Annotated in this window: 21 protein-coding genes; 13 read left to right on the forward strand and 8 right to left on the reverse strand. The window is 69.4% G+C overall.

The annotated features are described in order from the left end of the window. Positions 1-72: 72 nt before the first annotated feature. Entirely contained in the window at positions 73-1,188 is a 1,116-nt protein-coding gene (locus MKD38_RS16440; protein WP_252678309.1) for an alkene reductase, read from the reverse strand. Between the two features lie 72 nt (positions 1,189-1,260). After that, on the reverse strand, positions 1,261-2,067 hold the full coding sequence (dkgB, locus tag MKD38_RS16445) for a 2,5-didehydrogluconate reductase DkgB (protein WP_252678310.1): 807 nt from the start codon (positions 2,065-2,067) through the stop codon (positions 1,261-1,263). A gap of 172 nt (positions 2,068-2,239) precedes the next feature. Between dkgB and MKD38_RS16450 the strand changes: the two genes are divergently transcribed. Continuing rightward, entirely contained in the window at positions 2,240-3,163 is a 924-nt protein-coding gene (locus tag MKD38_RS16450) for a LysR family transcriptional regulator (protein WP_252678311.1), read from the forward strand. A gap of 7 nt (positions 3,164-3,170) precedes the next feature. Here the strand turns inward: MKD38_RS16450 and MKD38_RS16455 are convergent, their stop codons facing one another. Further along, a complete protein-coding gene (locus tag MKD38_RS16455) occupies positions 3,171-4,079 on the reverse strand; it encodes a LysR substrate-binding domain-containing protein (RefSeq protein WP_252678312.1) in 909 nt (302 codons plus the stop codon). A 186-nt stretch (positions 4,080-4,265) separates the two neighbouring features. Between MKD38_RS16455 and MKD38_RS16460 the strand changes: the two genes are divergently transcribed. Genes MKD38_RS16460 through MKD38_RS16500 form a run of 9 tightly spaced genes read left to right on the forward strand, consistent with a single transcriptional unit; the run spans position 4,266 to position 12,580 of the window. Beyond that, positions 4,266-5,300 (forward strand): ABC transporter substrate-binding protein, encoded by a 1,035-nt coding sequence (locus MKD38_RS16460; RefSeq protein ID WP_252678314.1) that lies wholly within the window; start codon positions 4,266-4,268, stop codon positions 5,298-5,300. 52 nt (positions 5,301-5,352) lie between these two features. Continuing rightward, positions 5,353-6,432 (forward strand): ABC transporter ATP-binding protein, encoded by a 1,080-nt coding sequence (locus tag MKD38_RS16465; RefSeq protein ID WP_252678316.1) that lies wholly within the window; start codon positions 5,353-5,355, stop codon positions 6,430-6,432. 34 nt (positions 6,433-6,466) lie between these two features. Then, positions 6,467-7,348 carry an ABC transporter permease gene (locus tag MKD38_RS16470; protein WP_252678507.1) on the forward strand — a complete coding sequence of 294 codons (882 nt, stop codon included), beginning with the start codon at positions 6,467-6,469 and terminating at the stop codon, positions 7,346-7,348. A 12-nt stretch (positions 7,349-7,360) separates the two neighbouring features. Then, positions 7,361-8,155 carry an ABC transporter permease gene (locus MKD38_RS16475; RefSeq protein ID WP_252678318.1) on the forward strand — a complete coding sequence of 265 codons (795 nt, stop codon included), beginning with the start codon at positions 7,361-7,363 and terminating at the stop codon, positions 8,153-8,155. A 12-nt stretch (positions 8,156-8,167) separates the two neighbouring features. After that, positions 8,168-9,304, forward strand: coding sequence for an NAD(P)/FAD-dependent oxidoreductase (locus tag MKD38_RS16480; protein ID WP_252678320.1), 1,137 nt, complete (start codon positions 8,168-8,170; stop codon positions 9,302-9,304). Continuing rightward, positions 9,294-9,662, forward strand: coding sequence for a (2Fe-2S)-binding protein (locus MKD38_RS16485; RefSeq protein ID WP_252678322.1), 369 nt, complete (start codon positions 9,294-9,296; stop codon positions 9,660-9,662). The genes MKD38_RS16480 and MKD38_RS16485 overlap by 11 nt, the downstream gene beginning before the upstream one ends. Beyond that, on the forward strand, positions 9,655-11,034 hold the full coding sequence (locus tag MKD38_RS16490) for an FAD/NAD(P)-dependent oxidoreductase (protein ID WP_252678324.1): 1,380 nt from the start codon (positions 9,655-9,657) through the stop codon (positions 11,032-11,034). Before MKD38_RS16485 ends, MKD38_RS16490 begins: the two co-directional genes overlap by 8 nt. Then, positions 11,024-12,181 carry an NAD(P)/FAD-dependent oxidoreductase gene (locus MKD38_RS16495; protein ID WP_252678326.1) on the forward strand — a complete coding sequence of 386 codons (1,158 nt, stop codon included), beginning with the start codon at positions 11,024-11,026 and terminating at the stop codon, positions 12,179-12,181. The genes MKD38_RS16490 and MKD38_RS16495 overlap by 11 nt, the downstream gene beginning before the upstream one ends. Before the next feature lie 45 nt (positions 12,182-12,226). Beyond that, positions 12,227-12,580 (forward strand): RidA family protein, encoded by a 354-nt coding sequence (locus tag MKD38_RS16500; protein ID WP_252678327.1) that lies wholly within the window; start codon positions 12,227-12,229, stop codon positions 12,578-12,580. 149 nt (positions 12,581-12,729) lie between these two features. Here the strand turns inward: MKD38_RS16500 and MKD38_RS16505 are convergent, their stop codons facing one another. Next, positions 12,730-13,155, reverse strand: a complete 426-nt coding sequence (locus MKD38_RS16505; RefSeq protein ID WP_252678329.1) for an SRPBCC family protein — start codon at positions 13,153-13,155, stop codon at positions 12,730-12,732. A gap of 34 nt (positions 13,156-13,189) precedes the next feature. Further along, the gene (locus MKD38_RS16510; RefSeq protein WP_252678330.1) at positions 13,190-14,209 is read right to left on the reverse strand and encodes an aldo/keto reductase; all 1,020 of its coding nucleotides are present in this window, start codon (positions 14,207-14,209) and stop codon (positions 13,190-13,192) included. A 125-nt stretch (positions 14,210-14,334) separates the two neighbouring features. On the opposite strand from MKD38_RS16510, the gene MKD38_RS16515 reads away from it, so the two are divergent. The 3 genes from MKD38_RS16515 (at position 14,335) to MKD38_RS16525 (ending at position 19,519) form a co-directional block, all read left to right on the forward strand. Then, entirely contained in the window at positions 14,335-15,261 is a 927-nt protein-coding gene (locus MKD38_RS16515; RefSeq protein WP_252678331.1) for a LysR family transcriptional regulator, read from the forward strand. Between the two features lie 134 nt (positions 15,262-15,395). Next, positions 15,396-18,881: an adenylate/guanylate cyclase domain-containing protein gene (locus tag MKD38_RS16520; protein WP_252678332.1), complete on the forward strand. Its 3,486-nt coding sequence runs from the start codon at positions 15,396-15,398 to the stop codon at positions 18,879-18,881. Then, the gene (locus MKD38_RS16525; protein ID WP_252678333.1) at positions 18,878-19,519 is read left to right on the forward strand and encodes an HD domain-containing protein; all 642 of its coding nucleotides are present in this window, start codon (positions 18,878-18,880) and stop codon (positions 19,517-19,519) included. Before MKD38_RS16520 ends, MKD38_RS16525 begins: the two co-directional genes overlap by 4 nt. Here MKD38_RS16525 and MKD38_RS16530 read toward each other — a convergent pair. The 3 genes from MKD38_RS16530 to MKD38_RS16540 all read right to left on the reverse strand — a co-directional run bounded on the left by MKD38_RS16530 (position 19,500) and on the right by MKD38_RS16540 (position 23,327). Continuing rightward, positions 19,500-20,531 (reverse strand): patatin-like phospholipase family protein, encoded by a 1,032-nt coding sequence (locus MKD38_RS16530; protein ID WP_252678334.1) that lies wholly within the window; start codon positions 20,529-20,531, stop codon positions 19,500-19,502. The genes MKD38_RS16525 and MKD38_RS16530 overlap by 20 nt on opposite strands. A 169-nt stretch (positions 20,532-20,700) precedes the next feature. Beyond that, a complete protein-coding gene (locus tag MKD38_RS16535) occupies positions 20,701-22,845 on the reverse strand; it encodes a xanthine dehydrogenase family protein molybdopterin-binding subunit (protein WP_252678335.1) in 2,145 nt (714 codons plus the stop codon). Continuing rightward, a complete protein-coding gene (locus MKD38_RS16540; protein ID WP_252678336.1) occupies positions 22,842-23,327 on the reverse strand; it encodes a (2Fe-2S)-binding protein in 486 nt (161 codons plus the stop codon). Before MKD38_RS16540 ends, MKD38_RS16535 begins: the two co-directional genes overlap by 4 nt. Positions 23,328-23,411: the final 84 nt, after the last annotated feature.

A 23,411-nucleotide genomic window follows, 5' to 3' on the forward strand; every position in this document is an offset into this window, starting at 1 on the left:
ATATCCCTCTAAAGCACTACGGCGGCAACGGCGCATCCCGCCGCCAGGCCTTCAGGTCCGCCGCGGGACGGCTCAGGCCGCGGCTTGCGCCAGCGTCGGGTAATCGGTCAGGCCCTGGGCCCCGCCGCCGAACAGCGTGTCGCGCTGGTGCAGCGCCAGCGGCGCGCCGACGCGCAAACGTTCGGGCAGGTCAGGATTGGCCACGAACGGCCGGCCGAACGCGATCAGGTCGGCCCAGCCCGCGGCAACGGCTTCGCGCGCACGCTCCGCGTTGTACTTGCCAGCGTAGATCAGCACGCCCGGGAAGGCCTCGCGCAGCCGTTGCTTGAATGCCACCGGCATCAGCGGCGCGTCGTCCCAGTCTGCTTCCGCGATATGGAGGTAGCCGACGCCGAGTTCGCCCAGCAGCTTCGCGGCGCCAAGGTACGTCGTCTCGGGATCATCGTCGACGCAGCCGTTGAGCGTGGTCAGCGGCGCCAGGCGGATGCCGACGCGCGACGCATCGCCGGTACCTTCGATCAGGGCCCGCGCCACTTCGCCGAGGAAGCGCAGCCGGTTCTCCAGCGAGCCGCCGTATTGGTCCGTGCGCGTGTTGGCGCCCGAGTCGATGAACTGGTTCACCAGGTAGCCGTTCGCGCCGTGCAGCTCGACGCCATCGAAGCCCGCCGCGATCGCGTTGCGGGCGGCGGCGCGGTACTGGTCGACGATCTCGCCGATTTCCTCCACCGTCAGCGCGCGCGGCATCGAGGCCTGGACGAAGCCCGGCGTGCTGCCGTCCTCCCCCGCGATGAAGACGTTGACGCCCTGCGCCTGCAGCGGCGACGACGACACCGGTTGCTGGCCGCCCAGCAGACTGGTGTGGCTGAGTCGGCCAACGTGCCAGAGCTGCGCAAAGATGCGGCCGCCGGCGGCGTGGACCGCGCCGGTCACCTTGCGCCATCCGGCCACCTGCGCCGGGGTGTGGATGCCCGGCGTCCAGGCGTAGCCCTTGCCGAGCGGGGCGATATACGTGCCCTCGCTGACGATCAGGCCAGCGCCGGCGCGCTGCGCGTAGTAGGCGGCCATCAGGTCATTGGCCTCGTCGCCGGGCTGGCTGGCGCGCGAGCGCGTCATCGGTGGCATGACGATGCGGTTCGGCAGCGTCAGGCCACCCAGTTGCAGCGGTTGAAACAGCGGATCCTTGCTCATGGTGCTTGTCCTGTCAGGTTCGCGGCCGGGGGCCGCGAACGGGTCATCGGGAAGGTCGGCGCGTCAGGTCACTCAATCCCATTGCGGCGCCAGGCCGTCCGGGCTGACCTCGCGGCCGTTGCGCTCCAGCGCCGCGATCTGCGCCATGTCGTCTTCGCTTAGCTGCAGGGTCTGCGCGAGCAGGTTGCTGGCCAGGTTCTCCCGTTTGGTCGACGACGGAATCACCGAGTAGCCCAGCTGCAGCGCCCATGCCAGCACGACCTGCGCCGGCGTGGCCTGGTGCCGCTGCGCGATCGCGCCGATCACCGGGTCGCCCAGCACCTTGCCGTAGGCGAGCGTCATGTACGACGTCACGTGGATGCCTTCGCGCTGCAGGAACCCCACCAGTTCGCGGTTCTGCAGGTAGGGGCTCAGCTCGATCTGGTTGGTCGCGATCGCGTCCTTGCCGACCGCGGCGATGGCCTGGCGGGTCAGCGCGATATTGAAGTTGGAGACGCCGATCTGCCGCGTCAGGCCCTTTTCCCGGGCCTGCGCCAGCGCGGTCATGAAGGTCTCCACCGGCACGCCGTTGCCGGGCGCCGGCCAGTGGATCAGCGTCAGGTCGACGTAGTCGGTGCGCAGCTTGCGCAGGCTCTCTTCGAGGCTCGGCACGAGCTTGTCCGGGGCGTAGTTGTCGACCCAGATCTTGGTGGTCAGGAACAGCTCGTCGCGGCGCACGCCGGAAGCCGCGACGGCCTCGCCGACCTCGGCTTCGTTGCCGTAGATCTGCGCGGTGTCGATGGCGCGGTAGCCGAGCTCGAGGCCGTTGCGGACGGAGTCGATGACAACCTGGTCTTGCAGGCGGAAGGTGCCGAGGCCGAAGGCGGGAATCTTGTTCATGCGTTTTGCTCCTGGGAGAAGACAGGGAAGGCTGGTTCGATGCAGCCATTCTGCACGCCGTAACTGATGAGATAAACGCCTTTACTGGACAAAAATATTTGATTTTTATTCAAGGATTGCCACGCGCTGCCGCATCGTCTATAAACCAATCTGTCTTGATTCCGGCGCACCCATGAAAATCACGCTCGACGAACTGCTCGCCTTTGCGACCGTGGTCGACAGCGGCTCGATCACGGCCGCCGCGCAGCAGCTCGACCTCACCGTCTCGGCCACCAGCCGCACCCTCGCCCGCCTCGAGGAAAAGCTCAAGACCACGCTGCTGCGCCGGACCACGCGCCGCCTCGAGCTGACCGAGGAAGGTCAGGCCTTCCTGCACGACGCGCGCGCCATCATCGACTCGGTCGAAAGCGCGGAAGAGCAGATGCTGGCGCGGCGCGAGAAGCCGTCCGGGCGCCTGCGCGTCGACGCCGCGTCGCCGTTCATGCTGCATGTGATCGTGCCGCTGGTGCGCGGCTACCGCGAGCGCTTTCCGCAGGTGGAGCTGGAGCTGAACAGCAACGAGGGCATCATCGACCTGCTCGAGCGTCGCACCGACGTGGCCATCCGCATCGGCCGCCTCAAGGATTCGACGCTGCATAGCCGGCTGATCGGCAACAGCCGGGTGCGCATGCTGGCCAGTCCGGCCTACCTCGACGCGCACGGCCACCCACGCAAGGCGCAGGATCTCGGCAAGCACGCGCTGCTGGGCTTCAACCAGCCCGAATCGCTGAACGTGTGGCCGATCCTGGGTGCGGATGGCGAGCCCTACCGGATCGAGCCGGCGGTGTGGTCGTCGAGCGGCGAGACGCTCAGGCAACTGGCGCTGGAGGGCGCGGGCATCGTGTGCCTGTCGGACTTCATGACCGCGCACGACCGCGAGGCGGGCCGGCTGGTGCAGGTGCTGGCGCGCCAGACCCAGGACGTGCACCAGCCCATCCATGCGGTCTACTACCGCAATACCGCGATCTCGGCGCGGATCGCGTCGTTCGTCGACTACCTGGTCGAAGCGATCGGCGGCAAGGGCGGCGCGCGCCAGGCGGCGTGGGCCCAGCCGTGACGATGTCCTAGGCCACCACGAACCTGGGATCCAGCCGGGCCAGCGCAAACGCGCGGGTGTGCGCGACAAAGGCCTTGAGCAGGATCGACGGCGCGCGCTGCGCCGAGAACAGCACCGAAAAGTCGGTGGTCAGCAAGGGGTCGAACATGCGGAAGCAGACCCCGTCGCCCTTGTATTCCAGCGCGGTGATCGGGTCGATCAGCGCCACGCCCAGCCCCTCCTCCACGAACGCGCAGATGCTCCACGACACCTGCGTTTCCACCTGCACCTTGCATTCGATGCCGTAAGAGGCAAAGAGCGCATCGATCTGCAACCGCGAGTCGAGCACGCGCGGATGCGAGACGAAGCGCTCCCCCGCCAGGTCCGGCGGGCGGATGACTTCCTGGCTGGCAAGCCGGTGCCCGGCCGGAATCGCGCACACCATCCGGGTCGACAGCAGCCGCTCGCCGTGCGTGCTGGGGTGGTTCATCGACAGGATGGCAAAGCCCACGTCGCAGCGCTGCTCCGAGACCATGTTGACCACCGTGCGCGACGAGTGCGGCAGCATCGTGATCTGGATCTGCGGGTGGTCGGCCATGAACGCCGCGATCGCGCGCGGCAGGAACGACAGCGCCAGCGCCGGCGCGGCGGCGATCTGCAGCGAGCCGCGCTGCATGTCGCGGATATCCAGCGCGGTCTGCGCGATGCGGTCGATGCCGACCAGCGAGCGCTGCACTTCCTCGAACAGCGCCTGCGCCTCGGCGGTGGGGTGCAGCCGCCCGCGCATGCGCTCGAACAGGGAAAACCCTACCGCCTCTTCCAGATCGGCGATCAGCCGGGTCGTCGCCGGCTGCGAGATGTGGAGCATCTCGGCGGCGCGCGTGACGGTCTGGCAAAGCATGACGGCCCGGAAGGCCTCGAGCTGGCGGATTTTCATGCTGCAAGTCTATAACACCATGTTATCGATGTCCCAAAAAAAAGAATTTTTCACGGCCCTAGCATCCTCCTAATCTATCCCGACACCGCATATTCCCAGACGTTCTTCGTTGCGGTGCAGCGATAACCCGCCTGCATGGTTTTGGGGATCGATGGCAAGTTGACGGTGCATAACAGGGAGGAAAGCATGAAACAGCAAGTTCTCGCCGCGGCCGTGGTCGCGTTGTGCGGCACCTCGGCCGCGCTGGCCCAGCAGCCGACCCTCTACGTCGGTTCGTACGGCGGCTCGACCGAAAAGGTGTTCAAGGAAAAGATCATCCCCGCCTTCGAGACCCGGCATAAGGTCAAGGTGGTCTATGTCGCGGGCAATTCCACCGACACGCTGGCCAAGCTGCAGGCGCAGAAGGCGCGCCAGGAACTCGATGTGGTGCTGCTCGATGACGGCCCGATGTACCAGGCGCTGCAGCTGGGCTTTTGCGATGCCGTCAAGGATGCGCCGGTCTACAAGGACCTCTACCCGCTGGCGAAGCTGGGCGACAACAAGGCCACCGGCATCGGCGTGGTGGCGACGGGCCTGGTCTACAACACCGAGGCATTCCGCAAGGCCGGCCTGCCGAAACCGGATTCGTGGGAGGTGCTGGCCGACAAGAAATTCCGCCAGAAGGTCGCGATCCCGCCGATCAGCAACACCTACGGGCTGCAGACGCTGATCATGTTCGCCAAGCTGCGCAAGGGCGGCGACCAGAATGTCGAGCCGGGCTTCGCCGCGCTGACGCGCGAGGTCGGCCCCAACGTGCTGGCCTGGGAGCCGTCGCCGGGCAAGATGACCGAGCTGTTCCAGAATGGCGACGTCACGCTGGCGGTGTGGGGCAGCGGCCGCGCGCAAAGCCTGAAGGACACCGGCTTCCCGGTGGAATTCGTCTATCCGAAGGAAGGCGCCCCGGCGCTGCTGACCGCTGCGTGCCCGGTGGTGCAGAGCGACGTGGCCGAGGCCTCGCAGGCCTTTATCCAGTACCTGCTCACGCCCGAGGTGCAGACCGTGCTGGCCGACAGCCAGGGCTGGGGACCGGTCAATGCCAGGGTCAAGCTCGAGCCGAAGGTGGCCGCCAAGGTGCCGTACGGCAAGGCCCAGATCGACACGCTGCTGCCGACCAACTGGACCGTGGTCAACGAGAAGCGCGCCGAGTGGACCAACCGCTGGAACCGCACGGTCGAGCGCTGAGCCCGCACCACGATCGCCCCACGATAGCCACCAGGACTGCCCCCGCAAAACCATGAGCTTCCTCACACTGAGCGGCCTCGCGAAGGCCTTCGGCAGCTTCCATGCCGTTGAACACCTCAGCCTCGATGTCGAGCGCGGCGAATTCCTGTCGCTGCTCGGCCCGTCCGGCTGCGGCAAGACCACCACGCTGCAGATGATCGCCGGCTTCGTCGAACCCACGCGCGGCCGCATCGTGCTGGACGGACGCGACATCACCGCGCTGCGCCCCGAAAAGCGCGGCATGGGCGTGGTGTTCCAGAGCTATGCGCTGTTTCCGCACATGACCGTGGCCGGCAATATCGGCTTCGGCCTGGAGATGCGCGGCGTGGCCGCGGCCGAGCGCGGCCGCCGCATCGACGAGGCGCTCGAGCTGGTGCGCCTGGGCGGACTCGGCAAGCGCTATCCGAAGGAGCTGTCAGGCGGCCAGCGCCAGCGCGTGGCGATTGCGCGCGCGCTGGCAATCCGGCCCGAGGTGCTGCTGCTCGACGAGCCGATGTCCAACCTCGATGCCAAGCTGCGCGAGGACATGCATATCGAGCTGCGCGCGATCCAGCGCCAGCTCGGCATCACCACCATCCTGGTCACGCACGACCAGGTCGAGGCCATGACCATGAGCGACCGCATCGCGGTGATGCATGGCGGGCGCATCGTCCAGCTGGCCACGCCGTTCGAGGCCTACGAGCGGCCACAGTCGGCCTTCGCCTCGGGCTTTCTGGGCAAGACCAACAGTCTCGCCGGCGTGGTCGAGCAGACCAACGCGCGCTGCTGCGAAGTGCGACTTGGCGACACGCTGGCGCATGTGCCGCATGAAGGCCGCCAGGTCGGGCGCGAGGTGCAGGTCTACGTGCGTCCCGAGAAGATCCGGCTGGGCCAGTCCGGTGACGGCGGCATCCCCGGCACGGTTCACACGCGGCTGTTCCTCGGCAACCACTGGATGCTGGAGATCGACAGCGCGCTGGGCCGGCTGCGCGTGAGCCAGCCCAACCTGGGCGAGACGCCGCCGGCCGAGGGCGCGGCCGTCAGCGTGCTGTGGCACGACCAGGACCTGCGCGTGCTGGCCACCGAAACCGCCACGGAGGCGCGCCATGCCTGATACCGCCACTCCCAACCTTGCTGGCGCGCACGCGATGGCGCCACGCCTGCCGCGCAGGCCGTTTGCCGGCGCGGCCCCGTGGCTGCTGTCGGGCCCGGCCCTGCTGCTGTTCTGCGCGATGCTGCTGGTGCCGCTGCTGCTCACCGGCCTGCTGTCGCTGCACGCCTTCGACGGCACCCGCGGCGTGCTGCCGGCGCTGACCGCGGCCAATTATCTCGAGATCCTCGGCGACAGCTATTACCACGAGATTTTCCTGCGCACGGCCGGCATGGCACTGGCGGTAACGGTGCTTGCGGTGGCGTTCGGCGTGCCCGAGACCCTGATCCTGTCGCGCATGCGCAGCCCGTGGCGCGGCCTCTTCCTGATCGTGATCCTCGGGCCGCTGCTGATCTCGGTGGTGGTGCGCACGCTGGGGTGGGCCATCCTGATGGGCAACAACGGCCTGATCAACGAAACCCTGCAGTGGCTGGGCCTGGTCGAAGCGCCGGTGAAGCTGGTGTTCACGCAGACCGGCGTGATCATCGCGCTGACGCACGTGATGATGCCGTTCATGGTGATCTCGGTATGGGCCTCGCTGCAGAAGCTGGACCCGCAAGTCGAGCAGGCCGGCCAGGCCTTCGGCGCCTCGCCCTTCACGGTGTTCCGCCGCGTGATCCTGCCGCAGATCCTGCCCGGCATCCTGTCGGGCAGCATCATCGTGTTCGCGCTGTCGGCCTCGGCCTTCGCCACCCCGGCCATCCTCGGCGGGCGCCGCCTCAAGGTGGTGGCCACCGCCGCCTACGACGAATTCCTGAACACGCTGAACTGGCCGCTCGGCGCCGCCATCGCGGTGCTGCTGCTGATCGCCAACGTGATTGTCATCGTCGGCTGCAACCGGCTGGTGGAGCGCCGCTTCCGCCAGGTCTTCGAAGCCTGAGGAGCTGATGCCATGCGCAAGAACGGTCCCCTTTCCCTGCTGTACCACGCCCTCTTTATCGCCTTCATGGTGGCGCCGCTGCTGGTGGTGGTCGCGGTGTCCTTCACCGGCAAGGGCTATATCTCGATGCCCACCGACGGGCTCTCGCTGCGCTGGTTCCGCGCCATTGCCGATGCGCACGAGCTCGTCGATGCGATCTGGCTGTCGCTGACGCTGGGCCTGGTCAGCGCCACCATCGCGGTGGCGCTGGCGGTGCCCGCGGCGCTGGCGCTGATCCGCCATCGCTTCCCCGGCCGCGGCGCGCTGATGGCCTTCTTTCTGTCGCCGCTGATGATCCCGCACGTGGTGCTTGGGGTGGCCTTCCTGCGCTTCTTCACCACGCTGGGCGTGACCGGCTCGTTCTTCTGGCTCGCGCTCACGCACGTGGTGGTGGTGATGCCCTACGCGCTGCGCCTGGTGCTGGCCGCCGCCACCGGGCTCGACCGCGATGCCGAGCGCGCCGCGCTCTCGCTCGGCGCCAGCCGCTTCACGGCATTCCGCCGCGTGGTGCTGCCGCTGATCCTGCCCGGCGTGGTGGGCGGCTGGATGCTGTCGTTCATCCAGAGCTTCGACGAGCTGACCATGACCGTCTTCGTCGCCACGCCGGGCACCACCACGCTGCCGGTGGCGATGTACAACCAGATCGCCCAGACCATCGATCCGCTGGTGGCTTCGGTGTCCACGGTGCTGATCGTCGGCACGCTGGTGCTGATGGTGCTGCTGGACCGCATCGTCGGCCTCGACCGCGTGCTGATCGGCAAGAACTGAACTTCGACTGACATGACCACATCCGATCTGATCGTGATTGGCGGCGGCCTGGTCGGCACCGCCATCGCTTACGGCGCCGCCGGGCAAGGCCTGCGCGTTACCGTGCTGGACGAGGGCGACGACGCTCTGCGCGCCTCGCGCGGCAATTTTGGCCTGGTCTGGGTCCAGGGCAAGGGCCTGGGCATGGCGCCCTACGCGCGCTGGACGCTGGGCTCGGCGCGGCTGTGGCCGCAGCTGCGCGATGCGCTGCGCGACGAGACCGGCATCGACGTGTGCCTGCGCCAGCCTGGTGGCTTCCACCTGTGCTTTTCCGAGGCGGACATGGATGAGCGCCGCCAGCGCCTGCAGAGCATCCAGGACGCGCTGCAGGGCGACTATCCGTTCGAGATGCTGGGCCACCGCGAACTCGCGCAACGGCTGCCCGGCGTGGGCCCGGCCGTGGTCGGCGCCAGCTATACGCCGATGGACGGGCACACCAACCCGCTCAAGCTGCTGCGCGCGCTGCATGCCGCCTGCCAGCGGCGTGGCGTGCGCATCGTCGGCGGGCATGGCGCGCAATCGATCACGCCGGAAGCGGGCGGCTTTACGGTCAATGCGGGGGAAGGCGGCCACGCGCGCTTTGCCGCGCCGCGCGTGGTGCTGGCCGCCGGCCTCGGCAACCGCAAGCTTGCCGCGCAGGTCGGCCTGCATGCGCCGGTGGCACCGAACCGTGGCCAGGTGCTGATCGGTGAGCGCGCCAGCCACTTCCTCGACTTCCCCACCACCTATGTGCGCCAGACCGACGAAGGCACGATCCAGCTGGGCGACTCGATGGAGGACGTCGGCTTCGACGACGGCACCACCGCCGGCGTGCTCGCCGACATTGCGCGCCGCGGCGTGCGCAGCTTCCCCGCGCTGGCCGGCCTGAAGCTGGTGCGCGCCTGGGGCGCGCTGCGCGTGATGAGCCCGGACGGCTACCCGATCTACCAGGAAAGCCCGACCTGCCCCGGCGCCTTCGTCACCACCTGCCATAGCGGCGTCACGCTTGCCGCCGCGCATGCGCTGCGCGTCGCCCCGTGGGTGGCCGGGGGCGAACGGCCACAGGGGATCGACGTATTCACCGGCGACCGCTTCCTGAACTCCAACCAGACCTTCCACCATGCCCACTGATCGCCTGTTCAAACGGATTGCCGCGTCCGCCGCCCATGGCGGCGCCGACACCGTCACCATCGAATTCAATGGCGCGCCGCTGCGGGTGCCATCCGGCTGCAGCGTTGCCGCGGCGCTGCTGGCCAGCGGCGTGACCCGCTTCCGCAATTCGCCGGTCAGCGGCGAGCCGCGCGCGCCGTATTGCATGATGGGCGTCTGCTTCGAATGCCTGATGGAGATCGACGGGCAGCCGAGCCGGCAAAGCTGCCTGGTGACAGTGCGTGAAGGCATGCGCGTCCACACGCAGGACGGCGCCCGCACCCTGCCATTGCCCGCGCCGGTAGAGGCTGGCCACGCTGCGGAGGTGGCCCATGGCTGAGCATGACGTCGACATCGCCATCATCGGCGCCGGCCCGGCCGGCATGGCGGCGGCGGTGGCCGCCGCGGCCAGCGGCGCGCGCGTGGCCCTGCTCGACGAGCAGGAAGCCTGCGGCGGCCAGATCTACCGCGCCATCCAGAGCGCGCCACCGGAGCGCCTGCGCATCCTCGGTCCCGACTACGCCGCCGGCCGCGCGCTGGCCGACCGCTTCGCCGCCAGCGGCGCGCAGCACATCACCGGCGCGGCGGTGTGGCAGGTCACGCGCGAGCACGCCGTGCACTACCTGCGCCAGGGCCGGGTCGCCAGCGTGCAGGCGCGCCAGGTGATTCTCTGCACCGGGGCCATGGAGCGCCCGTTCCCGATCCCGGGATGGACCCTGCCCGGCGTGCTGACCGCCGGCGCCGCGCAGATCCTGCTCAAGAGCGCCGACGTGGTGCCGGCCGAACCGGTGGTGCTGGCCGGCTGCGGGCCCTTGCTCTACCTGCTCGGCTGGCAATACGTGCGCGCCGGCGTGCCGATCCGCGCCATCGTCGACACCACCGACGGCGCCGACTACCAGCGTGCGCTGGCCCACCTGGGCGGGGCGCTGGCAGGCTGGCGCTACCTGAAGAAAGGCCTGGCGCTGATGCGTGCGCTGAAGCGTAGCGGCGTGCCGTTCTACAAGGGCGCCACGGAACTGGTGGTCGAGGGCGACGAGGCGGTGCGGGCGCTGCGCTTCACCAGCCACGGGCAGTCGCACCGCATTGCCACGCATGCCGTGCTGCTGCACCAGGGCGTGGTGCCCAATACCCAGTTCAGCTGGGCACTGCGCGCGGCGCACCGCTGGGACGACACGCAGCTGTGCTGGCAGCCGGTGGTCGACGACTGGGGCACGCTCGACCTGCCGGGCATCTTCGTTGCCGGCGATGGCCGCGGCATCGGCGGCGCGGTTGCGGCCGCGCTGCAGGGCGAGCTGGCCGGCCTGGCGGCGGCCCATAACCTCGGCCGGCTCGACGCCGCGCAACGCGACCGCCAGGCCGCGCCGCTGCGCGCCGCGCTGCGCTCGCACCTGAGCATCCGGCCCTTCCTCGACGCGCTGTACCGCCCCAAGCCGGCCAACCGCGTGCCGGCGGACGACGTGGTGGTCTGCCGCTGCGAGGAAGTGACCGCCGGCGCCATCCGCGGCTTCGTCGCGCTGGGCTGCAGCGGGCCCAACCAGGCCAAGTCGTTCGGCCGCTGCGGCATGGGGCCGTGCCAGGGGCGCCAGTGCGGCCTGACGGTCACCGAGATCATCGCCGACGCGCGCGGCGTGCCGCCGCAGCAGGTCGGCTACTACCGTATTCGCCCGCCGATCAAGCCGGTCACGCTCGGAGAACTTGCCAATGAAGGCTGACAGCGGGGCCGATGCCGACGTGATCGTCATCGGCGGCGGGCTGCAGGGCACCTCGAGCGCGCTGCACCTGGCGCGCAAGGACTTGCGCGTGACGCTGCTCGAGGCCGACTATTGCGGCCGGCACGCGTCGGGGGTCAACGCGGGCGGCGTGCGCACGCTGGGGCGCCACCTTGCCGAGATTCCACTGGCGCTGGCCTCGCTGGAACTATGGCACCGGCTGGCAGACCTGACCGGCGACGACGCCGGCTTCGTCCCCAGCGGCCAGCTGAAGGTGGCCGAGACCGACGCCGAGCTGGAGGTGCTGCGCCGGCGCGTGGCGCAGCTCGAAGCCCTGGGCTTTACCCACGAAACGCTGGTCGACGCGCACACGGTGCGCGCCCTGGTCCCGTCGATCGCCCCCCATGTCACCGGCGCGATCTGGGCAAGCCGCGACGGCCATGCGCTGCCCTACCGCGCCGTCACCGCGTTCCGCCGCGCCGCCGAAGCGGCCGGCGCGGTCATCCATGAAGCCACTCCCGCCGGACGCCTGGAATACGCGCGCGGCCGCTGGCACGTACACACGCCGCGCGGCGTGTTTCGCGCGCAGCGGCTGGTGAACGCGGCCGGCGCCTGGGCCGGCGCCTTCGCCGCGCAGCTCGGCGAGCCGGTGCCGGTCGAGGCCGGCGGACTGATGCTGATGATCACCCACCGCGTGGCGCCGTTCGTCAGGCCGGTGCTGGGCGCGACCGGGCGCGCGCTGTCGTTCAAGCAGTTCGACAACGGCACCGTGCTGATCGGCGGCGGCTTGCGCTGCGCCGCCGATGCCCGGGCCCGCCATGGCGAAGTCGACATGCTGAGGCTCGGCGCCAGCGCGCAGACCGTGACCGCGCTGTTCCCGCACCTGGGCCCGCTCGGCATCAATCGCGCATGGGCCGGGGTCGAGGGCTTCCTGCCGGACCAGATACCGGTGATCGGGCCGAGCCGCTCGGCACCGGACGTGGTCCACGCCTTCGGCTTCTCCGCACACGGCTTCGAACTGGGGCCGATCGTGGGACAGATCGTAGCCGACCTTGTCACCGAGGGCCGCTCCACCCTGCCGATCGACGCCTTTGCCGTCGACCGTTTCGACCAACCCCGCAGCGCCACGGCCGGCGCGCTGCGCGACTAGCTTTCAGCCGGCTCCTTTTCCAACTTTTTTCCCGAGGTCTTACGGATGAGCAATATCCAGCGTTTCCAGTCCACCAAACGTCTTTCCCGACTCGTCGTGCATAACGGCGTGGTCTACGTGGCCGGCGTCACGGCCACCGATGCTTCCGGCGATATCGCCGCGCAGACGCGCGATGTGCTGGAAAAGATCGACGGCTACCTCGCCAGCGTTGGCAGCGACCGCAGCCGGCTGCTGTCCGCGCAGATCTGGCTCAAGGATATCGAGCAGGATTTCGCCGGCATGAATGCCGCCTGGGAAGCGTGGATCCCCGAGGACGCGGTCCCCACGCGCGCCACCTGCGAGGCCAGGCTGGCGCGGCCGGAGCTGCTGGTGGAGATCATCGTGACGGCGGCGGTCTGACGCAACATTCGCCTCAGACCGCCACCCCGCGCATTACTCGCCGTACTGGAACAGCACGCGGCCCTCGCCCGGCACGCCGGCGGCCGCGTGGGCCTGCGTCACCGCGCCAGCCATGGCCGCCAGGGCCATCCATAGTGCAAGCAGGCGCTTCATGACGCCGCTCCGGCCAGCGTCGCTTGCAGCGCTTGCAAGCCATCGCGATAGATGCCCTCGAACAGCCGCGATGCCTCGTCGTCGCTCACGCCGGCGGGCGTGAACTGGCCGCACCACTCGACGCGAGCGGCCTGGTCGCCGTCGATGCCGATCACGCGCAGCGTGGAGCGGTAGCCGGTAACCGGAAACGGCGCCCGCAGGATCGAGTAGGTGTAGCTGCGCGCGCCCTGGTCGAAGGCCTCGAGCCGTTCGACGATGGCGTCGCCGTCCGGGTTGAGGAGGCTGCGCACGCGGCCGCCCTCGCTCAGTTCGCTCTTGGGGATATACGGCAGCCAGTCGGGCAGCGAATCGAAGCCGCCAATCAGTTGCCAGACGCGGTCCGGTGACACCGGCAGCGTGATCGTTGCAGAAGCTTGTGCCATGGTTGGCTCCCTGAAATCAGAATGCAAAACAGGATCAGATGCGATCGCCAGGCAGCGGCGCGTTTGCCGCGACCAGGTGCTGCGCGCGCAGCTCGCGCCAGAAATCGGCCGGAATCTTCTCGTTCAGCGCGGCGACGTCCTCGGCGATGCGCTCCGGCCGGCTCGCGCCCGGGATCACCGCGGCCACTGCCGGATTGGCCAGCACGAATTGCAGCGCCGCGGCCTTGATGCTGACGCCGTGGCGTTGCGCGACTGCCTTGATGCGCTCGACCCGGGCGATGATCTCGGGCGGTGCCTTCTGGTACTCGAAGTGCGAGCCGCCGGCCAGGATGCCCGAGCTGTACGGGCCGCCAACCACGATCTCGGTCTTGCGCTCCGCGGCCTTCGGCATCAGGCGCTGCAGCGCGCGCTCGTGGTCGAGCAGCGAATAGCGGCCCGCCAGCAGGAAGCCGTCCGGCTGCGCTTCGGCCAGGTCCAGCGTCAGTTCGATCGGCTCGACGCGGTTCACGCCCAGGCCCCACGCCTTGATCACGCCCTCTTCGCGCAGCCGGGTCAGCACCTTGAAAGCGCCTTTGCGCGCCGTCTCAAAATAGGCCAGCCACTCGTCGCCGTAGAAGTCCTGGGCGATGTCGTGGACCCAGACGATGTCGAGGCGGTCGGCCTTCATCCGCTTCAGGCTGTCCTCGATCGAGCGCAGCGTGGCGTCCGCCGAGTAGTCGTTGACCATCTTGTTCGGGCGGCCGGCGGCAAACAGGCCACTTTTCTCGCCCAGCGCCCGCGCGCTGGCGTCCTCGACTTCATCCAGGATCAGGCGACCGACCTTGGTGCTAAGCACGTATTCGTCGCGCGGGTGCCGGGACAGCGCTTCGCCCAGCCGGATTTCGGCCAGGCCCGCGCCGTAGAATGGCGCGGTGTCGTAGTAGCGCACGCCTTGCGCCCAGGCCGCGTCCACCGTGGCCTGCGCCTCTGCTTCCGGGATGTCGCGGAACATATTGCCCAGCGGGGCGGTACCAAAGCCGAGTACGTTGCCGGCCAGTTTGTCCTTGATGCTCATGACTGCTCCACAAAGTAAGTTGGGGTGAAGGCAGTCTAGGGTGGCCAGTTAAGTCTGTCCAAGACGGAATTTGAAAGACTTGATACCCTATAGGTCTGAGCCTCACCTATCACCCACGCCTGGACATGCTGGATATCCGTCAACTTCACTATTTCGTCGCCGTGGCCGAGGAAGAGCACGTCGGCCGCGGCGCCGAGCGACTCCATATCTCTCAATCACCACTTAGCCGGCAGATCGCCCAGCTCGAAGAGAAGCTGGGGCTGGTGCTGTTCGAGCGCTCCCAGCAGCGCATACGCCTCACACGCGACGGCCGCACCTTCCTGGCAGAGACCCGGGCCTTCCTGACCCACGGCACCCGGCTCGAATCGCTGGCCCGGCGTCTTGGCCGCGGCGATGAAGGCGGCCTGTGCATCGGCTACCTCGAATACGCGATGCACTCCGGCATCCTGCCGAACGCACTGCGCGAGCTGCGCCAGGACCGGCCTGCCGTGCATATCGCGCTCTACAACCAGCAGTCGGCAACGCAGCTCGAAGGACTGCGCCAGCGCAGCCTCGATATCGCGCTGGTGTGCGACCCGCCCTTGCCGGACGATCCGGACCTCGAGGCCGCCCAGGTCCTCAACGACCCGATGCTGCTGGCACTGCCCGAGGGCCACCCGCTGGCCGGGGCCGAGCCGCTCACCCCGGCCGACCTCGCCGCACAGAAGTGGATCGGCGTGATGCACCAGGAAACCGCGCTGCGGCACGACGCCTTCATCGCGGCCTGCGCCAGGGCGGGTTTTACCCCCGCCATCACCATGGAAGCGACCGAGCCGCTGGCCGCGCTGGGGCTCGTGGCCGCGGGGCTGGGCGTGACCACCATCCAGCGGAGCCTTCGTCACCAGGCACCGGCCGGCGTAGTGCTGCACGAACTGTCGTGGCTCGACTACCGCACCCCGTTGTGGGCGGCCTGGCACAAGGTCAACCTGCGGCCGCTGGTCGAAATCTTCCGCAAGACCTTGCTGCAGTCGAGCATGATGGCCACCGATCACACCGCGGCGCAGGCAGCGTGAGCCGCACCGGTACTGCGCGGCAACGCAAGCCGCGATCCGTGGGCCGCCACGCAGCGGCGTCCTTGACACCCACGCTATCCCGCCTCTAATAGCCTTAGGTACCGTCAAGCTGGCAATGACGGCCGGGAGGCGAAATGCGCTGCAGCCAATGCGGCTTCGGCAATCTTGCTGGCGCCAACTTCTGTGAGGCGTGCGGGGCGCGGCTTGCCCGCGTGTGCCCGCAATGCGGCGCCGAGGCCACCGCGGCGGCGCGGTTCTGCCGCGTCTGCGGCGTCGGCCTGCCCGACGCCGCCCCCGCCACCACAGCGCCTGCGCCGGCCGCGGCGCGCCCGGACAGTCCGGCGCCGGTCCACTACACCCCGCCGCACCTGGCCGGGCGCATCCTGGCCGAGCAGGCGGCAATGGAAGCCCGCGGCGAAACCGCCGGCGAGCGCAAGACCATCACCGCGCTGTTTGCCGACATGGCCGGCTCCACCGCGCTGACGCAGGACCTCGACCCGGAAGACGCACGCCGGCTGATCGATCCGGTGGTAACGCTGATGATGGAAGCGGTCCACCACTACGAGGGCTACGTCGCCAAGTTCCTCGGCGACGGCATCCTGGCGCTGTTCGGCGCGCCCATCGCCCACGAGGACCACGCCCTGCGCGCGCTGTACGCGGCGCTGCGCATGCAGGACGCGATGCACCGGCACAGCGACCGCGTGCGCCTGGAGCAGGGCATTCCGCTGCAGGTCCGCATCGGCATCCATACCGGCGAGGTGGTGGTGCGCTCGATCCGCAAGGACGACCTGCACACCGACTACGATCCGGTCGGGCACACCATCCATATTGCCTCGCGCATGGAGGGCATCGCCACGCCGGCGTCGATCCTGGTGAGCGAGTCGACCCACAAGCTGACCGAAGGCTATTTCGAATTCACGGCACTGGGCACCACCAGCGTCAAGGGCGTGCGCGAACCGCTGGCGGTGTACGAGGTGATCGGGCCGGGGGCCTTGCGCACGCGGCTGCAGGTGGCCGCGCACCGCGGCCTGGCGCGCTTTGTCGGGCGCCAGGACGAGCTTGCGCACCTGAACGCGGCGCTGGAGCTGGCCAAGGCCGGCCACGGGCGCATCGTCGCGGTGGTCGGCGAGGCCGGCGTCGGCAAGTCGCGGCTGTTCCATGAATTCAAGGTCAGGTCGCAGCAAGGCTGTCTGGCGCTGGAGACGTTCTCGGTCTCGCATGGCAAGGCCTTTGCCTACCTGCCGCTGATCGAGATGCTGAGGAACTATTTCCAGCTCACGGCGCACGACGGCGACCGCAGCTGTCGCGAGAAGCTGACCGGCAGGCTGCTGACGCTGGACCGCTCGCTGGAAGAGCACCTGCCCTACCTGCTCTACCTGCTCGGCGTGGTCGAGCCCGACTCGGCGCTGCCGACCATGGACCCGGCCCTGCGGCGCCAGCGCACCTTCGACGCGATTGCACGGCTGCTGGTCCGCGAAAGCCAGAACCAGCCGCTGGAAGTCATCTTCGAGGACCTGCAATGGCTGGACGGCGAGACCGAGGCCTTCCTCAACATGCTGGTCGACCACGTGCCCGGCGCGCGCATCGTGCTGCTGGTGAACTACCGGCCCGAGTACAGCCACCGCTGGGACGCGGGCGCGCATTACTCGCAGCTGCGCCTGCAGCCGCTGGGACAGGCCGAGGCGCAGGAGCTGCTGACCGCGCTGCTCGGCGACGACCCCAGCCTGGCGCCGCTGAAGCGGCTGATCCTCGACAAGACCGAAGGCAATCCCTTCTTCATGGAGGAAGTGGTCCAGACCCTGGCCGAGGAAGGCGCGCTGCTGGGCCAGCCGGGCAGCTACCGCATCGAGAAGGCGCCGGCGCTGCTGCACATCCCGACCACCGTGCAGGGCGTGCTGGCCGCCCGCATCGACCGGCTGCCGCTGCCGCAGAAGGAGCTGCTGCAGACCCTCGCCGTGATCGGCAAGGAGTTTCCGCTGGGCCTGGTGCTGCGCGTCACCGGCCTGCCCGAAGAGCGCCTGCATCCGCTGCTGCGCGACCTGCAGAGCGCCGACTTTATCTACGAACGCCCCGCCTTCCCCGAGGTGGAGTACGCCTTCAAGCACGCGCTGACCCAGGAGGTGGCCGGCAGCTCGTTGCTGACCGAGCGCCGCAGCGCCTTGCATGAAAGCTCGGCGCAGGCGATCGAGGCGATGTTCCACGGCCGGCTCAAGGACTACTGCAGCGAACTGGCCCACCACTACAGCCACAGCGGCAACGTGCCGAAGGCGGTCGAGTACCTGCACTGCGCCGGCCAGCAGGCGCTGCAGCGCTCCGCGCAGGAAGAAGCAATCCGGCACCTGAGCGAGGCCATTGCCCTGCTCAAGCGCCAGCCCGACAGCGGCGAGCGCGAACGCCTGGAGCTGACGCTGTTGCTGACCCTGGGGCCCGCGCTGATCGCCGCGCGGGGCCAGGCCTCTACCGAAGTGGAGGCCAATTACCGCCGCGCGATGTCGCTGTGCGAGCAGGGCCGGCAGACACCTTATATGTTCTCGGCGCAGCTGGGCATGTGGGCGTTCTACCAGCTGCGCGCGCAATACCAGGTGTCGCTGCCGCTGGCCCGGCGCCTGCTTGCCCTGGCCACCGAGTCGCAGAAGCCCAAGCAGCTGGCCGAGGGCCATCGCGCGCTGGGCGCCACGCTGTTCCGCCTGGGCCTGCTGGAAGAGGCGCGCGCGCATATGGAGGCCGTGCTGGCGGTGCCGCATCCCGAACATTCCGCCTACGACTTCCTGACCGGCTACGGCCGCGACCCGATGGTCCATGCCACCAGTACGCTGGCCTGGATCCTGTGGTACCAGGGCTTTGCCGACCAGGCCCTGGCGCGCAGCCGCGAGGCGCTGACGCTGGCCCGTGCGCGCCCGGATGCCTACAACCTCGCGCTGTGCCTGGTGTTTGCGGCGGAACAGTACCGCTGGCGCCGGAATCCCGCGCAGGCCAGGGAGTTTGCGGAAGCCGCCATTGCCATTTCCTGCGAACAGGGCTTCCCGATCTACCTGGCCTGGGGCACCGTGCTGCAGGGCTGGGCGCTGTCCGAGCAGGGCAGCCACGAGGAAGGCATTGCGCTGATGCGACGGGGCCTGGCCGCTTACGAGAAAACCGGCGGCGAACTCGGCATGCCGAACCTGCTGGCGATGCTGGCCGAGGCCTGCGGCAAGGCCGGCCAGCCCGCCGCCGCGCTTGACGTGCTGACGCGCGCGCAGGCCATGATCGAAGAGACCGGCGAACGGCTCGATGAAGCCGCCGTCTATCGGCTGCGCGGCGACCTGCTGCTGCAGCTGGCCGCGCCCGATGCCGGCGCGGCCGCCAGCCATGAAGCCGAGGCCTGCTTCCAGCGCGCGCTCGCGGTCGCCCACGGCCAGGGCGCCAGGCCGCTGGAACTGCAGGCCGCGCTCAGCCTGGCCCGGTTGTGGCAGCGCCAGGGCAAGGGCGACGCCGCGCGCGAAGCGCTGGCGCGCATCCACGGCAGCTTCAGCGAGGGCACCGATGGCGCCGACTGGCAGGAGGCGCAGGCCTTGCTTGCCGAGCTGGCCGAGCTTGCCAACAACGACGCGGCCCGCGACCCGGGCCCGGCGCGCGCATGAGCACCGCCGCCGCCAACCCGCTGCAAGAGCGCTTTGTCGCGCTCTGGACCCTGGCGGGCGGCACCCGCGCGGCCGACGCTTATGCCGACCTGGCGCGCTGCTACGGCGAGCCGACCCGGCATTACCACACCCTGGACCATGTGCGGCGCTGCCTGCGCGACCTCGACTGGGCGCGCAGCGCGATACCGGATGCCGCCGACGTCGAACTGGCGCTGTGGTGCCATGACGTCATCTACGTGCCCGGCGCCGCCGACAACGAAGCGCGCAGTGCGGCGTGGCTGCAGCACTGGTCGGCCGGCACGGTCGGCACCGCCGCACGCGTGGCCGCACTGATCCTGGAGACCACGCACGCCGACGTGCCCGCCAGCCTGGCCGGGCGCTTCACCGCCGACATCGACCTGGCCGCGCTGGGATACAGCCGCGCGCGCTTCGAAGACAACGGCGCGCGCCTGCGCGCCGAGCGCACCGACCTGGACGATGGCGCCTATGACGCCGCCGAACGGGCCTTCCTGCAGCGCCTGCTGGCCAGTCCCCGCATCTATGCCACCGACCTGTTCCGGTCCCGCTACGAGGCGCAGGCCCGTGCCAATCTGGCCTGGCGGCTGGCCCGGCCGGCGCCTACAGGAATTCCCCGGTGATATCGACGCTGGAGCGCTGGCCTACGCAGTCATAGTTGCGCTCCAGCCAGAGCGTGGCGGCCTGGCGGCCCTGGTCGCGCAGCCTGCACAGGAAGTCCCAGTCGGCGTTGTACTTGGTCGAGACCCCGAGCGTGGCCATGGTCTCGTCCGAGCGGATCGAATGGATCCACATCTCCTTCATCTCGTTGCGGTCGATCTTGCCCTGCTGGATCAGCGTGGTAACGAAGCCGATCGCTCGCATCTCGCGCATCAATGACGAATTGAAGCTGACCTCGTTGACCCGGTTCAGGATCTCCGCCGCCGTGGTCGGCACGCCGCGGCGCACGATCGGGTTGATGTGGACGATCACGACATCGTGGGTCTCGCAGTGATAGATCAGCGGGAAGATCGCCGGGTTGCCGACATAGCCGCCGTCCCAGTAATGCTGGCCGTCGATGCTGACCGCCTGGAACAGCGTGGGCACGCAGGCCGAGGCCAGCACCGCGTCGACGCTCAGCTCTTCCTGCGCAAAGATGCGGATGCGGCTGGTCTCGATATTGGTCGCGCACAGGTACAGCCGGATCGGGCAATGCGCGCGCAGCGCCGCGAAATCCACCTGGCCGAGCAGCACGTCGCGCAGCGGATTGGCATTGCCCGGGTTGAACTGGTACGGCGACAGCAGCCGCAGCGTGATCTCGGCCATGGCGTACAGCGGCGAATGGTTCAGCCCCAGCGTATGGCTGCCCTTGAACCACGGCAGCCAGCGCAACGGGTTGAAGCGCTGCGCAGAGTGCGCGATGGCCTGCCAGAAGTCATGCAGGGCCTGGCGCGCGCCTTCGCTGCCGCCCTGCATCAGGCCATAGGCCAGCACCGTGCCGTTCATCGCGCCGGCGCTGGTGGCGCTGACGCCCTCGACCACCAGCCGGCCATCTTCCAGCAGGCGGTCCAGCACGCCCCAGGTAAACGCGCCATGCATGCCGCCGCCTTGCAAGGCCAGCGCCACGGGCTTGGCTTGGACAGGCTCGGGCGGCATAGGTATCTTCCCCTGGGCGGCGACAAGGCGCCATGCTCCAGTGTAGGGAAGAACCGCGCCCGGGGCGTAGGGCGCCGTGCGTGGTATGACACACAGCGCCGCGCCCGCCACGTCATGATGGTCCCAGCGATCGTGGCAGCGGCATCACTTGCGGACGTACCGCGCCCCGCTACGCCAGCTCGAACCCGTGCCGCACCAGCGGCAGCGAGCGCAGGCGCTGGCCGGTCGCGGCAAACAGCGCATTGGCCAGCGCCGGCGCCAGCGTCGGCACCGCCGACTCGCCCACGCCACCGATGCGCTCGCCACTGGGCGCCAGCACCGCCTCGAAGCGCGGCGTCTGCGCCAGCCGCAACAGCGGATAGTCGTGGAAATTGGATTGCTGCACGCGGCCGTCGGCAATGGTGATGGCGCCCGTCATGGCCGCGCTCAGGCCCCAGATGCTGGCGCCCTCGAGCTGGCGCTCGACCGTCGCCGGGTTGATCACGGTGCCGCAGTCGATGGCGTTGACGATACGATGCAGCGTGATGCGCTGGCCCTGCACCGACAACTCCACCACCGTCGCGCACAGCGAGCCCCACGCCTGCGACAGCGCCACGCCGTGGAAGCGCCCTGCCGGCGCGCTGCCCCAGCCGACGTGCTGCGCCAGGCGCTGCAGCAAGCGCGCCGGCCGCGGTCGGTCGGCCAGCAGGTTCAGTCGGAACTGCAGCGGATCGGCTTTGGCGTGATGGGCCAGCTCGTCGATAAAGCTTTCGGCGAAGAAGGTGTTCTGCGTATAGCCCACGCCGCGCCAGAAGCCCACCGGCACGGCGGTATTGACCATCGCATGGCGCACGGCGACGTGGGCCAGCGCGTAAGGCAGGTCCACCACCCCTTCGACCGATTTCGGGTCGACCCCGCCCTTGACCCGGTCCGGGAAGTTGCGGACATTGATCGACGAGCAGGCCAGGCGCGCATCCAGCGCGCGGATGCCGGCCGCGTCCGGTGCCAGCACCGCGCTGAAGCGCGCTGCCGCCGCGGGGCGGTAGAAGTCGTGCTGGATGTCTTCCTCGCGCGACCAGATCAGCTTGACCGGCTGCCCCGCCGCCTTCGATGCCAGCGCGGCCTGGACCAAGACATCGAACTCCTCGCGCCGGCCGAAGCCGCCGCCGACGAAGGTTCCATGCACGGCGATGCGGTCGGCTGGCAGCCCCAGCACGCCCGACAGCCGCTGCGCGATCTCGCCGCAGACCTGGGTCGGGCCCCAGATCTCGGCGCGGTCGGCGCGCACGTCGGCGGTGGCGTTCATCGGCTCCATGGTGGCGTGGGCCAGGTATGGCACCTCGTATTCGGCGGTGTAGGCCTGTGCGCCCTGCACCTGCGTGTCAGGATCGCCTTGGCGCAGCGCTACCGCCGAGGCGCCGCGCGCGGCATCGCGATAGCCGGCCATCAGCGCCGCGTCGCTGGCCGGCTTGCCTTGCGGCAGCTGCCAGTCCGGTTGCAGCGCGGCCAGGCCCTTGCGCGCGGTCCAGTAGCTGTCGGCCAGCACCACCACCGCGTCGTCCAGCGGCACCACGCGCCGCACGCCGCGCACTGCCAGCGCTGGCCGGGCATCGACCCGGCGCAGCGTGCCGCCGAAGGCCGGGCACCCCATCACCGAACCGACCAGCATGCGCGGCACCTTGACGTCGACCCCGAACACCGCGGCGCCGCGCGTCTTCAGCGGAATGTCGAGCCGGTCCGTCGGGCGGCCCAGCAGCTTCCAGTCGCGTGGGTCCTTCAGCACCACGCTGGCCGGGCGCGGCAGCGTGGCCGCGCGCGCGGCGAGCGCACCGTAGCCGAGCGTGCGCCCGCTGGGCTGGTGCCGCACCACGCCCTGCACCGCGCGGCACTGCGCCACCGGCACGCCCCAGCTTTGCGCGGCGGCCTCGCGCAGCATTTCGCGCGCGGTGGCGCCGATGCGGCGCAGCGGCTCGAACGACCAGCGCGCCGAGGTGCTGCTGGCGGTGGCCTGCACCTTGAACATGCGGTTGTTGTAGACCGGGTCGGTCGGTGCCAGCTCGGCGCGCACCTGGCGCCAGTCGCACTCGAGCTCTTCGGCGATCAGCATGGGGGCGGAGGTCATCACGCCCTGCCCCAGCTCGGCCGACGGCACCATGATGGTCACGCCGCCGTCGGCATCGATGCGCAGCCAGGCGTTGACGTCGTCCGGGTCGCGCGCGGGCGCGCGGGCCTCGGCGGCCTTCGCCAGCGGCAGGTGAAAACCCAGCACCAGCGCCGCGGGCATGGCGCCGGCGGCTTGCAGGAAACGGCGGCGGCTTGAGTGGAGATGGCTCACGATGACGCCCTCCCCTTGGGGTCGCCCGCGTTCTGCGCGGTGGCGGCGCGCAGGATGGCGCGTTCGATGCGCGGATAGGTGCCGCAGCGGCACAGGTTGGTGATGCCGGCGCGGATCTCCTCGGGCCGTGGCGACGGGTTGTCCTTCAGCCACGCGCAGGCGGCCATGATCATGCCCGACTGGCAATAGCCGCACTGCGGCACTTGTTCGGCAATCCACGCGCGCTGGACCGGGTGCGAATTGTCGGCCGACAATCCTTCGATGGTAGTGATGTCGGCCCGCGCCACGCTGCCGACAGGCGTGATGCAGGCGCGCACCGCCTTGCCGTCGACATGCACGGTGCAGGCGCCGCACAGGCCGGCACCGCAGCCAAACTTGGTGCCGGTATAGCCCAGGTAATCGCGCAGCACCCACAGCAGGGGCATGTCGCGTTCGGCCTCGACGGCGTGGCGCTTGCCGTTGATCTTCAACTGCAGTTTCATGGGGGTCTCCTCGTTGCGCACCGGCTTCGGGGCGGCCGGTTCGGCTGCGAGCCAGTATCGGCCGGGCGGCATGGCGGGACAATC

The organism is Cupriavidus sp. WGlv3 (genome assembly GCF_023952475.1).
Classification (GTDB): Bacteria; Pseudomonadota; Gammaproteobacteria; order Burkholderiales; family Burkholderiaceae; genus Cupriavidus; species Cupriavidus phytorum.